Source organism: Massilia sp. CFBP9012, from assembly GCF_034045115.1.
In the GTDB taxonomy this organism is placed as follows: domain Bacteria; phylum Pseudomonadota; class Gammaproteobacteria; order Burkholderiales; family Burkholderiaceae_D; genus Telluria.
This window is the reverse complement of sequence record NZ_JAXCWM010000007.1, coordinates 40,956-54,186: the sequence shown is the minus strand read 5'-3', so window position 1 is coordinate 54,186 and position 13,231 is coordinate 40,956. Positions and strand designations below refer to the sequence as shown.

Annotated in this window: 12 protein-coding genes and 1 pseudogene; 7 read left to right on the top strand and 6 right to left on the bottom strand. The window is 67.4% G+C overall.

All coding sequences use genetic code 11. The features are described 5' to 3' along the window. Window positions 1–126: 126 nt before the first annotated feature. Both SOM61_RS12925 and SOM61_RS12920 read right to left on the bottom strand, forming a co-directional pair. On the bottom strand, window positions 127–1,179 hold the full coding sequence (locus SOM61_RS12925; RefSeq protein ID WP_320474475.1) for a glycosyltransferase family 9 protein: 1,053 nt from the start codon (window positions 1,177–1,179) through the stop codon (window positions 127–129). A 162-nt stretch (window positions 1,180–1,341) separates the two neighbouring features. After that, complete coding sequence (locus tag SOM61_RS12920) at window positions 1,342–2,952, bottom strand: carbamoyltransferase C-terminal domain-containing protein (RefSeq protein ID WP_320474474.1); 1,611 nt, start codon at window positions 2,950–2,952, stop codon at window positions 1,342–1,344. 329 nt (window positions 2,953–3,281) lie between these two features. On the opposite strand from SOM61_RS12920, the gene nudC reads away from it, so the two are divergent. Further along, window positions 3,282–4,103: an NAD(+) diphosphatase gene (nudC, locus tag SOM61_RS12915; RefSeq protein ID WP_320474473.1), complete on the top strand. Its 822-nt coding sequence runs from the start codon at window positions 3,282–3,284 to the stop codon at window positions 4,101–4,103. Window positions 4,104–4,125: 22 nt separating this feature from the next. Here nudC and SOM61_RS12910 read toward each other — a convergent pair whose 3' ends face one another. Further along, complete coding sequence (locus tag SOM61_RS12910; protein WP_320474472.1) at window positions 4,126–5,037, bottom strand: hypothetical protein; 912 nt, start codon at window positions 5,035–5,037, stop codon at window positions 4,126–4,128. A 143-nt stretch (window positions 5,038–5,180) separates the two neighbouring features. Here SOM61_RS12910 and folE point away from each other — a divergent pair, with 143 nt between their 5' ends. The 3 genes and pseudogenes from folE (at window position 5,181) to SOM61_RS12895 (ending at window position 6,881) form a co-directional block, all read left to right on the top strand. Beyond that, on the top strand, window positions 5,181–5,747 hold the full coding sequence (gene folE / locus SOM61_RS12905) for a GTP cyclohydrolase I FolE (RefSeq protein WP_005664537.1): 567 nt from the start codon (window positions 5,181–5,183) through the stop codon (window positions 5,745–5,747). Between the two features lie 80 nt (window positions 5,748–5,827). Beyond that, window positions 5,828–6,100 (top strand): annotated as a pseudogene (locus SOM61_RS12900) (transposase); the annotation flags it as partial. Window positions 6,101–6,272: 172 nt separating this feature from the next. Next, window positions 6,273–6,881 carry a phosphatase PAP2 family protein gene (locus SOM61_RS12895; RefSeq protein WP_320474471.1) on the top strand — a complete coding sequence of 203 codons (609 nt, stop codon included), beginning with the start codon at window positions 6,273–6,275 and terminating at the stop codon, window positions 6,879–6,881. An 8-nt stretch (window positions 6,882–6,889) separates the two neighbouring features. On the opposite strand, the gene SOM61_RS12890 is transcribed toward SOM61_RS12895, so the two are convergent. Beyond that, entirely contained in the window at window positions 6,890–7,306 is a 417-nt protein-coding gene (locus SOM61_RS12890) for a hypothetical protein (protein ID WP_320474470.1), read from the bottom strand. 119 nt (window positions 7,307–7,425) lie between these two features. On the opposite strand from SOM61_RS12890, the gene SOM61_RS12885 reads away from it, so the two are divergent. Continuing rightward, a complete protein-coding gene (locus SOM61_RS12885) occupies window positions 7,426–8,664 on the top strand; it encodes an RtcB family protein (protein WP_320474707.1) in 1,239 nt (412 codons plus the stop codon). A gap of 29 nt (window positions 8,665–8,693) precedes the next feature. Continuing rightward, a complete protein-coding gene (locus SOM61_RS12880; protein ID WP_320474469.1) occupies window positions 8,694–8,867 on the top strand; it encodes a hypothetical protein in 174 nt (57 codons plus the stop codon). 33 nt (window positions 8,868–8,900) lie between these two features. Here SOM61_RS12880 and SOM61_RS12875 read toward each other — a convergent pair whose 3' ends face one another. Then, the gene (locus SOM61_RS12875; RefSeq protein ID WP_320474468.1) at window positions 8,901–9,536 is read right to left on the bottom strand and encodes an HAD hydrolase-like protein; all 636 of its coding nucleotides are present in this window, start codon (window positions 9,534–9,536) and stop codon (window positions 8,901–8,903) included. A 123-nt stretch (window positions 9,537–9,659) separates the two neighbouring features. Here SOM61_RS12875 and SOM61_RS12870 point away from each other — a divergent pair, with 123 nt between their 5' ends. Further along, a complete protein-coding gene (locus tag SOM61_RS12870; RefSeq protein ID WP_320474467.1) occupies window positions 9,660–12,227 on the top strand; it encodes a chemotaxis protein CheW in 2,568 nt (855 codons plus the stop codon). On the opposite strand, the gene SOM61_RS12865 is transcribed toward SOM61_RS12870, so the two are convergent. Continuing rightward, window positions 12,224–13,147, bottom strand: coding sequence for an AraC family transcriptional regulator (locus tag SOM61_RS12865; protein WP_320474466.1), 924 nt, complete (start codon window positions 13,145–13,147; stop codon window positions 12,224–12,226). The two genes, SOM61_RS12870 and SOM61_RS12865, sit on opposite strands and share 4 nt — an antisense overlap. Window positions 13,148–13,231 lie beyond the last annotated feature (84 nt).

The window sequence follows — 13,231 nt, the reverse complement described above, 5'->3', positions numbered from 1 at the left end:
CCGGTGTGTGGCGACGGCTGGCTGTACATCATCGGTTCATAGCCAGTTCACCGCCGTCGATGACCAGCCAAGGCGGCCGGCCAATGACGGCGGCAGCTTTCTTGCGGACGCGCGGGCCGCGGCCGCTTACCAATAAGGCCACATTCCGGCTGCCCGTTGCCTGCTGGGTTCGGCGCCAGTGAGCAAGGTGCGCGCATGCTGCAGCACGACGGTGGCGCGCTCGGCGCCGGGATCCCAGATGCAGCGGTGGCGCAGGCGGTCGAGCGGCGCCCAGCGCGCGATGTCGGCCTTGCTGAAGATGACCACGCTGTTCAGCCCCAGTCCGGCCGCGATGTGCGACACCCCGGTGTCGTTGCAGATCAGCAGGCGCGCGCGGCTCATCAGGGCCGCCATGGCGCCGATCGAGATCGGGGCGGCGGCGATGATGGCAGGCGCATGCATGCGATCGGCGACCGCCTGCGCGAGCGGCGCCTCATCCGCCGATCCGGTCAGGACGATGCGCATGCCGAACTCGTCGGCAAGCCGGTCGGCCACCCTGGCGAAGCGTTCCGGCGGCCAGCAGGTGTCGCGCTGGCGCGCTCCCGGGTGCACGCAGATATAGCTGCCCGGCTCGAGCCCTGCCGCCAGGCCGCTGGCGGCAAGCTCGTCCTCGTCTTCGTGCAGGATCGGGAACTCGAGCTGCGTGCTGGCCGCCGGCGCCCCGAGCTGGCCGACCAGGTGCAGCAGGCGTTCTGGTTCGGCGCCCGTCTCGGGGTAGGGGACGAGGACGGTCTTTTCGGTGGTCAAGGGCTTGCCGCGGGAGTGGCCCGCCATCGCCGCGGCCCCGAAGCCGGACACGATGTGGTTCGCGATGTCGCCGCTGCCATGCAGCTGCACGGCCAGGGTGAATTCGCGTGCGCACACTGTGGCATAGAACGGGGGCAGGTCGTCATGGTGCACGGTTTGCTCGGGCAGCAGGGGATGGCCCGGAAACAGCAGGAATTCATCGAGGTAGGCGCCAAAACGGTGGACGAACTGCGCCGCCCAGGGCAGGCCGACCAGTGCAATATGGGCCTTGGGCAAGGCGGCGCGCAGGGCGCGCAAGGCAGGAACCGCACACAGCATGTCGCCCAGATGCAGGGCGCGGAACACCACGACGGACTGGACCGGGAGACGATGCAGCAAAGGTCGCCGGAGCATGGTTTTCTCCTCTCACTATCGTTTTTCATCGCCGCGAATTCTTGTCGTTCGCCGATGTTTCATCGTGTTGCGCTACCTACGCCGGCCCATGCCGCTCGCGCGAAGGAAGGTCTTGCCAGTGGCGGTCGAGGTGGCAGGCCGCCAGCACCGGATAGCCGCGGATCATGCCGGCAGCCCGGGTTCGTGGCGCTTCATGACGAGGTAGGGCGGCATGGCCAGGCCGTGCAGGGGCAGGCGTCGGAAGGCGGCGACGGCTTCTTGCGGCGTCTCGACCAGGGGCTCTTGCTTGCCGCACAAGGAGGTGTTGAGCAGCACCGGCACCCCGGTGCGCACTTCGAAGCCGGCCAGCAGGGCGCGCAACACCGGATCGTCGCTGGGGCCCACCGTTTGCAGGCGCGCGCTGCCGTCGACGTGGGTGACCGCCGCCAGCAGCGGCATCACGCTGCTGCGCACCGTGACCGAGAATTGCATGAAGGGCGATGGCGCCTGCAGGTCGAAATACTGGGACGCGCGTTCTTCGGCCACCATGGGGGCGAAGGGGCGGAACCACTCGCGTTCCTTGACGCGGACATTGATCCAGTCGCGCATGCGCTCGCGGCGCGGATCGGCCAGGATGCTGCGGTGGCCCAGCCCGCGCGGGCCGAATTCGCTGCGGCCCTGGTACAGGCCGACGACCCGCCCCGAACACAGCAGGTCGAGCATGCGTGCGCACAGGGCGTCGCGCCCGCGCGGATGCTCGACGATCAGGTCGCTCGCGCCATCGAGCGCCGCCTCGATGTCGGCCAGCTGGGGCGCCGGACCGAGATAGTCGTGGGTCCAGCGGAAGTCGGCGCTGCGGCTGGCCAGCTCGAGCAGGCCATAGATGGCGCAGCCGAGGGCGGCGCCGGCCGCGCCCGGCGCCGGCGGCACGAACACGCGCCGGAACGGGCTTTCGCGCAGCAGGCGCGCATTGGCCGCGCCATTGAGGGCGGCGCCGCCGGTGAGGCACAGGTCGTCCAGGCCGGTGCGCCCGTGCAGCCAGCGGGCCAGCGCCAGCAGCGCTTCTTCGAAAGCGCGCTGGCCGGCCGCCGCCAGGTTGGCGCAATCGGTGAAGCTGGCCTTGGGCGAGCCGAAACGGAAACGCTCGGCGTCGTCGAGCAGCACCGGCCAGGCGTGCGGGATGGCGACCTGCATGCCGTCGACCCCGAGGGGCGGCAGGCCAAGCGCGTGCGGATCGCCGTAGGGCGCCAGGTCGGCCACCTTGCCTTCGTTGCCCTGACCCGGGAACAGCGCCTGGGTGAGGCTGGCGTAGAACATGCCGAGCCCTGCGGCATGCCGGTCGCCATCTCCCCTCAGTTGCTGGCCGATGCAGGCGATGCGTTCGCGGTCGATGCGATGGCAGGAGGCGACTTCGCGCCGCCCGTCGGCCGCCAGGCTGCCCTGGCCGCCCACGACCATCACCGCCGCCTCGCGGAAGGGCGAAGGGTGGAAGGCGCCAACCACGTGCGCCAGGTGCTGCGGGATGCGGGCGCGCCGCGCGCCGCGGGCGAAGACGAGCGCGCGGTCACCATCTCTGCCCTCCACCTCGTTGGCGACCTCGTTGGCAACCTCGCTGGCCAGCTCGTTGGCAACCCCGCCGGACGCATGGCATTCGACCAGCACGTCGAGCGGCCGTTCGAGGCCGGACAGGTGGGGCAAATAGGAGGCGTCCATATCGCCCGGTTCTCCCGGGTGGTGCTTGTGGCGCGTGAGGCGCTCTTTCTGGATGGCCCATTGCACGTGTGAGCCGTGCATGAGGCAGATGCTCGCATGCCGGTCGCGGTTTATGCCGAGCACAACGGGGGTATCGTCCATCGTCTTCTCCTGGTTAGTGCAGCGGCAGATCAGTGGATTGAACACCGGGGGCGAACGCCGGTGTTATATGCCGGGTTGAAAGCAGCGGGCAGCGTGCAACTGTCAACATGCGGTGGTCAGCCATTCTTTGAGCGCGACCGTTCAGGATTAGTTCGCGGCCACGCGGCGAATTCGGCCAACCGGCCTGGGCCGCCAGCGCCGGGCCGGCGCCTGTACGTTGCCGGGAAAGGCGGTATCATCATTGGATCCCGGCCACCATCCTCCCGACCATGCTCCAGACGCCCGCCTCATTCACGCCGCTGTTCGCGCCGCATCCCGACCCGGACCCCTTGAACTTCATTTTCCACAAGGGACAGCTGCTGGTGCGCGAAGACGGGCCGGCATTGCCGGACGCGGCGGCCCTGGAGCGCATGGGCGTGGCGCCCGACACGCTGCAGCCGCTGGGCCTGCTGGACGGGCGGTATTGCCAGGCCGGCTGGTTCGACCTGGAACCCGCGCTGCCGCCGGGCCATGCCTGGCGTGGCCTGCGTGCGCTGTTCGGGGCGATCGACGAGGCGCTGGTGGGCGTCGCGGGACGCGCGGCGCAAGTGGCCGAGTGGGCGCGCACCCACCGCTTCTGCGGCGTATGCGGCAGCGGCACCGTGCTGGCCGTCGGCGAGCGCTGCTTCAAGTGCGTCAATTGCGGCCACATGGCCTATCCGCGCATCTCGCCGGCCATGATGGTGCTGATCCGCAAGGGCGACTCGGTGCTGCTGGCCAAGCATCTGCAGCATGCGACGCAGCGCTTCGTGCCGCTGGCCGGTTTCCTGGAAGCGGGCGAGTCGATCGAGGAAGCGATCCACCGCGAGGTGTTCGAAGAGGTGGGCCTGCGCGTGCACAATCTACGTTACTTCGCCAGCCAGTCGTGGCCGTTCCCGCATTCGCTGATGCTGGCCTTTACGGCCGACTACCTCGACGGCGAGATCCGGGTCGACACCAGCGAGATCGCCGAGGCGCGCTGGTTCGGGCCGAACGACGAATGGCCGGAGCGGGTGCCGCAGATGTCGATCTCGAGCGTCCTGGTGGACGCTTACCGTCCGCCCGGCCGCTAGGGACGTACTCGGAGCAGCACGCTCAGGACTGGACCGGCGCCACCACCACGGTCACGCCATCCGGCGCGCGTGCGGCGGCCGGCGCCGGCGTGGGCGCCATGGCCTGTTCGACATTGAGCGGGGCCGGCTTGGCGCCGGTGCTGCGCAGGTTGATCGCGCGCTGCAGGATGTCGAACCAGAACGGCGCGCCGAACAGGGTGGTGCTGGCGGTGACCAGCCAGCCCGAGGCCTGCAGCGCGAAATCGGCATTAAGCAGCGGCGGAAAGGCTTGCCAGCCGATCGGCAGCACCCACAGCTGGGCCATCACCTCGGCGTCCAGCCCGTCGGGCACGGCGGTGATGTGGGCTGCCATGGCGGGATGCTGCCACAGGGTCTGGAACAGGTGGATGCTGTCGATGTTGAACAGGATCGTCAAGAGCAGCGAGACCAGGAACGAGATCAGCAGCTGGCGCCGCTTGTAGACGCCGGACAAGCGTTCCATGGCGGTTTCGAACCAGCCGGCAAGGGCCGCCTGGAAACGCTGCAGGTCGCCGCCCGCCTGCTGGTACAGGGTCTGCAGGGTGCGCCGCAGCTGGGGATCGGGAACGGCCGCGATGTCGGCCTCGAGCGAGCCCTGGCTGCCGCGGATGGCGTCGATCAGCGCGATCGCGAAGTTTGCCGGTTCGATGTAGGATGGACGCAGCCTGGCGGGCAGGCGTGCGCCGGGATCGAGCCCGCCGGCGCGCGGGTTGACCAGCGGATGCGCGTACAGCACCCGCGCCGTGGCGTCGAAGCGGGGATCGTTGAGCATGCGCTTGACGGCGTCTTGCAGCATGCCGGCGCGCAGCTGGAAGCTTGCTGCCAGCGCCTCTTGCAAAGTGGTGACGACCAGCGCCAGGGTGCCGTAGCAAAATGCCAGGCCGATGGCGACTTCCAGAACCGTGCTGCCGAACATAGCGCTCTCCCAGGCTGGAACCACGCTCAACGCTAAGCGATATGTGTCATATCGGATTTAATTTTCCTCAAGAATAGGTCGGCCGCCAGCCGGCTACAGTGCTTCCCTATATACTTGCGGCAATCGTTTTTTTAAGGTGCACCATGTCTGACAAAGAAGCTTTCACCGAACACGACTGGCGTCGTCTCCTGACCAGCCTGGGCGAAAATCCGGAACGTCCGGGCCTGGTCGAAACGCCGGCGCGCGTCGCGAAAGCCTGGAAACACTGGACCTCGGGCTACAACCAGGATCCGGTGGAAGTGCTCAAGGCGTTCGAGGATGGCGCCGAGGAATACAATGAACTGATCGTGGTGCGCGGCATCCCGGTCTACAGCCACTGCGAACACCACCTGGCGCCGTTCTTCGGCAAAGCCACCGTTGGCTACCTGCCGAACGGGAAGATCGTGGGCCTGTCCAAGTTGACCCGCCTGGTCGACATCTTCTCCAAGCGGCTGCAGGTGCAGGAACGCATGACGATGCAGATCGCCAATGCGCTGATGGAAGTGCTGGAACCGAAGGCCGTCGGCGTCGTCGTCAAGTGCCGCCATATGTGCATGGAAAGCCGTGGCATCCGCGCCATCGGCGAAGAAACCATCACCTCGACCCTGCTGGGCGAGCTGCAACCGAACCTGGCGCTGCGCACCGAGTTCCTCGCATTGGCGCGCGACTGAGATTCCGGGAATAGGTTACGTTGTAAATACAACGGGAACCTGTTCCAGATCAGGACCTCCAAGTTGTTTTGGAGGTCAGTATGGATCGTCCAGCCTATCCCAGCGATATTCCCCGCGAGCAGTTCGAGGCGATACGCGCCATGCTCGAGGCAGCCCGGCGCAAGACGCGTCCACGCAAACATGATTTGTACGATGTGTTCTGCGCCGTGCTGTACTTCTTGCACACCGGCACCACCTGGCGTGCGATGCCGCCCGGCTATCCGCCCTGGCGCACCGTGCACGAGTATTTCACCCAGTGGACCATGCAGCGCGAGAACGGTCAGTCCCTGCTAGAAAGTGTGCTGGAGAAAGCCGAGAGGCAGCCCGAACTTGCCCAGCTACGCTTCTTGCTGCATAAACGCTAGGCACTGCCGCGCGCGCTGTCACCAACTTGTCACATTCTGTTGCACTTTGCCAAAGGTGCGCAGGAATGGATGGGCTAAGCTATGGAAAAAGTTATCAATTTTTCATCAATAGCCCCGCGCCATGATCGAGCACGTCAACCTTATCCTGTTTTCCGTCCTGAACGCCCACGCTGGCCTGACTGGCTGGCAATTGCTAGGGGCTATGTTTGCGGCCGAGTGGCTGATTTTCCTGGTGCCTTTTTCTCTGGTGCTGTTGTGGGTCAGCGGAACGGGACCGCGGCGCGAGGTGGCGCTGCGCGCCTTCCTGGCGGCGGCCTGTGCGCTGACCGTGAACGCCATGATCGGCCACCTGTGGTACAGCCCGCGTCCCTTCGTGGCCGAGATCGGCCATACCTTCCTGCTGCATGCACCCGACAGCTCTTTCCCCAGCGACCACGCGACCAGCATCTTCTCGGTGGCACTGGTGCTGGCCTTCAGCCGCGTGCCGCTGGCGCGCAGCCTGGGACTGGTGATGTTGCCGCTGTCGCTGATCGTGGCCTGGTCGCGCGTCTATCTGGGCGTGCATTGGCCGAAAGACATGTTCGGCGCGCTGCTGGTGTCGGGCGGCTTCGCGCTGCTGGCCTACACGCCGCTGGCCCAGGCCACCTGCGCACGGGCGCTGCCGGCGCTCGAGCTGGTCTATCACCGGCTGCTGGCGCTGCCGATCGGGCGCGGCTGGCTGCGGCCCTGATTCCGTGATTATTCGGTCGCGGCTTCCGGCTTTTCGAAAGTCAGCTTGTCGTCGTTGCCGAGTTCAAAAATCCCCAGCGGCAGGCCGGTGATGGCGTCGGCATCCGGCGCTTCGTGCCCGCTGCAATCCGTGGTGTCGATCTGCCAGGCCTGGTCGTCGGCGCGCAAGGTATACACGTTGTTGCCGTTGCCGAACAACTCGACCTGCAAACCCGACAGCCATACCGAACCCAGCTCGACCTGGCGCTGGCACTCCGGCAGGCGCGACATGATCACGCGCAGCGTTCCTTCCTTGGCCCAGAAGGTGTCTTTTTCGACCCTGACCGTGATCGCGTGATCGGTATTGGGATCGATGGAATAGGTGGCCGTCTCGATGAAGCAGCCGGTCAGCAGCAGGGGAGCCAGGAGGATGGGAAGTAGACGCATCGGCAGTGTCATTGTTCATTCATGCAACAGTGTAGTGTGCCGAGTATAGCAATAGCGATAAGGGCGGGGCCAATTCAGGCAGGCAGCATGGATTGTCGTTTTGCGCCATCATGCGCCGCATGGAACAGAACGACTACGACGTACTCGGCCCTGGCCAGGGCGATCGCCCCATCAAGATGTGGACCCGGGGCGTGCCGGTCGAGCTAGACGCGAAGGAACAGTTGTCGAAACTGGCGCAATTGCCTTTCGTCTTTCACCACATCGCCGTCATGCCCGACGTCCACGTTGGCAAGGGATCGACGATCGGCAGTGTGATCCCGACCCTGGGCGCGGTGATCCCGGCCGCGGTCGGCGTCGACATCGGTTGCGGCATGATGGCGACCAAGACCACCTTGCGCGCCGACGACTTGCCCGACAACCTGGGCAAGCTGCGCAGCGCCATCGAGCAGGCGGTGCCGCATGGCATGTCGCCGAAGACGCGCAACGCCAGGGGTCGCGACGCCGGTTCCTGGGACAAGCCGCCGGCGGCCGTCGATGCCGGCTGGATCAGGCTCAAGGACGAGTTCGACGAGATCTGCCGCAAGTACCCAAAGCTGCGCCATGCGAACCACTACAAGCACCTGGGCACGCTGGGCAGCGGCAACCACTTCGTCGAGGTCTGCCTGGACGAGGAAAACTTCGTCTGGCTGATGCTGCATTCCGGCTCGCGCGGCGTGGGCAATGCGATCGGCACCCATTTCATCGAGCTGGCGCGCCAGGACATGCGGCGCCACATGGTCAACCTGCCGGACCAGGACCTGGCCTACCTCGAAGAAGGCACCCAACATTACGACGACTACGTCGAGGCGGTTGGGTGGGCCCAGAAGTTCGCGCGCATCAACCGCGAAGTCATGATGCAGAACCTGATCGGCGCCGTCCGCAGCGTAATCAGGAAGCCGTTCGAGACGCATGTGGAAGCAGTCAATTGCCACCATAACTATGTGCAGCGCGAGCGCCACTTCGGCAAGGACGTCCTGATCACGCGCAAGGGCGCGGTGTCGGCGCGCGAAGGCGAGCTGGGCATCATTCCCGGCTCGATGGGCGCGCGCAGCTTCATCGTGCGCGGCAAGGGCAATCCAGAAAGTTTCAACAGCTGCAGCCATGGCGCGGGACGCGTGATGAGCCGCACCGAAGCCAAGCGCCGCTTCACGGTGGCCGACCAGGAGCGCGCCACGCGCGGGGTCGAATGCCGCAAGGACGAAGGCGTGATCGATGAAATCCCGATGGCCTACAAGGACATCGACGCCGTCATGCACGCCCAGCGCGAGCTGGTCGACGTGGTCCACACCCTCAAGCAGGTGGTGTGCGTGAAGGGATGAGCGCCATCTTCCACCAAGCGAACCTGTCCATGAATGAAGACCAGAGCCTGACTGCGCGTTCCGGCAACGCGCCGGTAGCGCCACGCGCCGAGGGGTGCAATCCGGAGCGCACCCCGGCCCCATGCGCGCCGCCCGACAACCTGTGCCGAACCGGCAGCTATGCCGGCCTCGTCACGGCGGTACGCAAGGCGGTCGAGCGCTAGGCCGACTTCGGCAGCTGAGGCGCCTGAGGGGCGCTACCGCCGCGCCAGCGACAGCAGGTCGGCCGGCGCGCCGAATTCGCGCTCCGGCGCCACCCGGCGCAGCATCTCGATCGGCGCATAGCCCCAGCTGACCGCGCCGAAGCCGATGCCGGCGCGGCGTGCGGCGTCGGCGTCCGTGGTCTGGTCGCCCACGTACAGTGCCTGCGAGGGCGGCGTGTGCGCCAGCCGCACCACCTTGCGGATGCGCGCGGCCTTGCCGAAGATCGACATCCCGCATTCGTACTGCCCCATCAGGGCCCCCAGCTCGGGCCCGAGCACGGCGCGCACGTTTTCCTCGGCATTCGAGGACACCACCGCCAGCCGCACGCCGGCGCGGTCGAGCGCGTGCAGGGTCGGGCCGATGCCGTCGAACAGCGGGATGCGGCCCGAACCGGTGACGGCGCGCATGCGGTCGATGAAGGAGCGCGAGGCGAACGGCAGCTTCCAGGCCGGCATGCCGACGTGGCGCATGACGTCGCGCGGACCGTAGTGGCGCAGCCGCTCGGCCTGTTCGGCGTCGACGCGCCGAAAGCCATGCTGGTCGGCGATATCGTTGAACACGCTCAAGAAGAAGGGCCAGGAATCGGCCAGCGTGCCGTCGAAGTCGAAGATCGCCAGGCGGTAGCTCATGCGGGCAGTCGGGAAAGAGTGGTCATGGCGCGATTATAGGAGGCGGTGGCCATGGGACGACGCAAGCGAAACCGAATGGCATGCGTCTTGCTTAACGGGAAGTAGATTTTACCCCTTCCTCCCATGAACCAAGAACCCGATATCGATCTGGTGGAGAACTTCCTGCCATACATGCAGGATGTCGTGAAGCGCCAGGCGGCGCTGCATGAGCTGCACCAGACATGGCGCCTGATCGAGGCGTCCGCGAAGATGAATTGCCCGCTCGAGGCGCGCCTGCTGTTGCCGGCCGTGCTGGCCACGCGCACCGGCCTGGTGCAGCTGGAGCGCGACCTGGTCGCCAATATGGTGACCGAAAAAGTGCGTCAGGTGATGCGCGAGGCCGCCACGCGCGCCCAGTATGCACTCGACCTGCTGGTGCGCAACCTGTTCGAACGCACCGCCGACGTGGGCTTCCTGGCAGCCGACCTCGACCTGTGCCGCTTCCTGGCGCGCCTGGCCGCCGGTGAGGCGCCGGACCGCGAGGCGGCGCGCCGGCGCCTGGAGGCCTATCGCGACAAGTACACCGTGTACGACGACATCGTGCTGCTGGCGCCGGATGGCGCGGTGCTGTTGCGCGCCGATGCCGGCGCCACGCTGGCGGCTAGCTGCGACCCGCTGGTGGCGGCCACCCTGGCGGCCCCGGGCTATGTCGAAACCTTCCGCGCCAGCGACCTGCGTCCCGGTGCGCCGCATGCACTGCTGTATTCGCAGGCCATGCGCGATCCCGACAGCGGCGCCATCCTCGGGGTGCTGTGCCTGAGTTTTTCTTTCGAACACGAGCTGGACGCGATCTTCAAGGCCTATGGCGGCGCCGACCGGCGCGCCAATATGCTGCTGCTCGATGCCGGCGACCGCGTCGTCAAGAGTCTCGATCCGCTGTGGATCGCACCCGGCGTGCGGGTGCCGGTCAACCTCGATGGCGACCCGGCTCCGTGCCTGTTCGCCGGCCGCGAATACCTGGTCGCCACCAGCATCTCGCAGGGCTACCAGGGCTATCCCGGCCCACCCGGCTGGAAGACGCAAGTGATGGTGCCGCTCGAGCTGGCCTTCCGCGGCGCGCACCCGGACGCGGCGGCGCAACTGGTGCCGCGCATGCTGCAGGGACTGCTGTCGCACGCCCACACCTTCAGTCCGGCGCTGCATGCGCTGATGTCGTCGGTGCTCGGCGCCACCCAGGCGATCAAGCGCATCGTCTGGAACGGCAAGGTGACCAGCAGCGGCGCCGCTGCAGGCATTGGCAACGGCCGCCTGGATCCGGTACTCGACCAGATCACCGAGACGGGCGAGCGTAGCGACGCAGCATTCTCGCAGTCGATCCAGGGCCTGTACCAGACCGTGCTGGCGTCGAGCCTGCAGGAGGCCGGCGCCACCGCCCAGCTGCTGGTCGACATGCTCGACCGCAGCCTGTACGAGCGCGCCAATGACTGCCGCTGGTGGGCCCTGGCCGGCCAGCTGCGCCAGGCGCTGGCCGACGGCGACGACCCGCAACAGGCCGAGGCGATCGGCGCGCTGCTACGCCACATCAACAGCCTGTACACGGTCTACAGCCGCCTGTTCGTGTACGACCGCAGCGGCCGCATCGTGGCCGCCACCGGCTCGCAGGAGGTACTGGGCAGCCACGTCGCCAGCGATACCCTGGGCGCCGTGTGCGGCCTGCGCAGCGAGATGGACCACCATGCCGAGCCGTTCGGCGCATCGGCGCTGCACGACGGCCGGCCGACCTTCGTCTATCACGCGGCGATCCGCCATCCGGAGCGCGAAGCGGCGGTGGTTGGCGGCATCGGCATCGTGTTCGACAGCGGGGTAGAGCTGCGCAATATGCTGGACAGCGGCGTCGCCGGTCGCGCCGACATGCAGGCCTTCCTGGTCAGCCCCGACGGCCGCGTGCTGTGCGGCACCGACCCGGACCAGCCGGCGGGGACGCAGCTGGCGCTCGATCGTTCATTGCTGGACGCGGCGGGGCGGAACGGCGCCGCGCGCCGTATCGTGGAGCATGCCGGCCACTACTGCGTGGCGGCCTGCGCGCGCGCCGGGGGCTACCGCGAATTCCGCGCCGGCGCCAGCCGCGAGGAACCGGTGCTGTCGGTGCTGCTGCAGTCCTTCGGGCCGGTGCGCGAGGACGCCGAGCTGGCGGCACTGGCCGGCGCCGAACGCGTCCGCTCGGAGCACGAGCATGGACGCGACTATGCGCTGTTCCAGGTAGCCGGCGCCCTGATGGCGCTGGACGCCGCGGCCGTGATCGAGGCGCTGCCGTTCTCACGGGTCAAGCGCACGCCACCGACGGACGGCGCGCGCATCGGCATGCTGGACGTCGAGGCCGAGCTTGGGCAGCACGCTGGCCAGGCAAGGCGACCAGGTTTCGTATGGGTGTTCGACCTGGCGCGCCTGGTCTTCGGCCGAGCACATGCGCCGCGCGCGGACGGGCAGGTGATCCTGGTGCGCCACGGCGCCACCACGGTCGGCCTGCTGGTGGACGACGTGCATTCGGTGCAGCGCTTCGATCCGGCGGCATCGACCCCGATCGGACTAGCGGGCAACGATGGCGCGCTGGCGGCCAGCCTGATCAAGGCAAACGGCGGCGCGCTGCTGATCCAGGAGCTCAGCGCGCAGCGAATCCTGGAGCAGGTCTGCGGCGCGCCGGTCGCTGCCTAGCGCATCGCCTGCAGCAGGCTGGCGCCACCCTGCGACTGGCGCAGCCGCGTCGAGTCGCGCCCCGGCGACAGGCCGAAGAAGCGCGCGTACTCGCGCGAGAACTGCGAGCTGCTCTCGTAGCCGACCGCATGGCCGGCGCGCGCCGCGTCCTTGGCGCCGGTGAGCATCAGGCGTCGCGCTTCCTGCAGGCGCAGCTGCTTCTGGTATTGCAGGGGACTCATCGAGGTCACCGACTTGAAGTGCTCGTGCAGGGTCGATGAGCTCATGCCCACGTCGCCGGCCAGGCGCTCCACGCTCAGCGGGCGGTTGAAGTTGTCCTTGATCCAGCAGATCGCGCGCGTGACCTGGGCCATGCGGCCTTCGCCGCGCGCGATGTGGCGCACCACGTCGGCGTGTTCTCCGGTGAGCAGCCGATAGTGCAGCTCCTTCAGCAGCAGCGGGGCCAGCACCGGGATGTCGTCCGGGTTCTCGAGCAGGCGCACCAGGCGCGCCGCGACGTCGGCCAGGCCGGGCGTGGTCTCGCTCAGGAACAGGCCGCGCGACGACGCCGTGCCGCGCGCACGCGAGGTGGGCCGCCCCGGCAGTTCGAGGTCGAGCGCGGCCAGCATGTGCGGATCGAGGTCGACCCGCAGGCACAGATAGGGTTCTTCCTCGCTGGCCTGGGTGACGCAACCGGTCACCGGCAGGTCGACCGACACCACCAGGAACTTGGCCGGGTCGTAATGGAAATCGCTGCCGGCCAGCGACACCAGCTTGGCTCCCTGGGCGATGATGCAGACCGCCGGCGCATGCACCACGTGCAGCGGTTCGGTGGTGCGGTCGCTGCGGATCAGCCACATGCCCGGCACCTGGCTGCGGTGCATGCCTTCGTCAGGCGCATGGCGGGCAATCAGGTCGGCGAGGTCACGGATCGCTTGCATTGTCGGTCTCTTGGCGGTTGGGATTCGTGCGCCTATTACACCTTATTTGCCGGGTACGATGCTCCGCAAGACTTGCCCAATCCT

What these genes read in the sequence shown, in the direction of transcription:
- SOM61_RS12870 (WP_320474467.1), top strand. Translation starts at nt 9,660, where the DNA reads ATGAACCAAGAACCCGATATCGATCTGGTGGAGAACTTCCTGCCATAC.
- folE (WP_005664537.1), top strand. Translation starts at nt 5,181, where the DNA reads ATGTCTGACAAAGAAGCTTTCACCGAACACGACTGGCGTCGTCTCCTG.
- nudC (WP_320474473.1), top strand. Translation starts at nt 3,282, where the DNA reads ATGCTCCAGACGCCCGCCTCATTCACGCCGCTGTTCGCGCCGCATCCC.
- SOM61_RS12885 (WP_320474707.1), top strand. Translation starts at nt 7,426, where the DNA reads ATGGAACAGAACGACTACGACGTACTCGGCCCTGGCCAGGGCGATCGC.
- SOM61_RS12880 (WP_320474469.1), top strand. Translation starts at nt 8,694, where the DNA reads ATGAATGAAGACCAGAGCCTGACTGCGCGTTCCGGCAACGCGCCGGTA.
- SOM61_RS12890 (WP_320474470.1), bottom strand. Translation starts at nt 7,306, where the DNA reads ATGCGTCTACTTCCCATCCTCCTGGCTCCCCTGCTGCTGACCGGCTGC.
- SOM61_RS12865 (WP_320474466.1), bottom strand. Translation starts at nt 13,147, where the DNA reads ATGCAAGCGATCCGTGACCTCGCCGACCTGATTGCCCGCCATGCGCCT.
- SOM61_RS12895 (WP_320474471.1), top strand. Translation starts at nt 6,273, where the DNA reads ATGATCGAGCACGTCAACCTTATCCTGTTTTCCGTCCTGAACGCCCAC.
- SOM61_RS12910 (WP_320474472.1), bottom strand. Translation starts at nt 5,037, where the DNA reads ATGTTCGGCAGCACGGTTCTGGAAGTCGCCATCGGCCTGGCATTTTGC.
- SOM61_RS12875 (WP_320474468.1), bottom strand. Translation starts at nt 9,536, where the DNA reads ATGAGCTACCGCCTGGCGATCTTCGACTTCGACGGCACGCTGGCCGAT.
- SOM61_RS12920 (WP_320474474.1), bottom strand. Translation starts at nt 2,952, where the DNA reads ATGCACGGCTCACACGTGCAATGGGCCATCCAGAAAGAGCGCCTCACG.
- SOM61_RS12925 (WP_320474475.1), bottom strand. Translation starts at nt 1,179, where the DNA reads ATGCTCCGGCGACCTTTGCTGCATCGTCTCCCGGTCCAGTCCGTCGTG.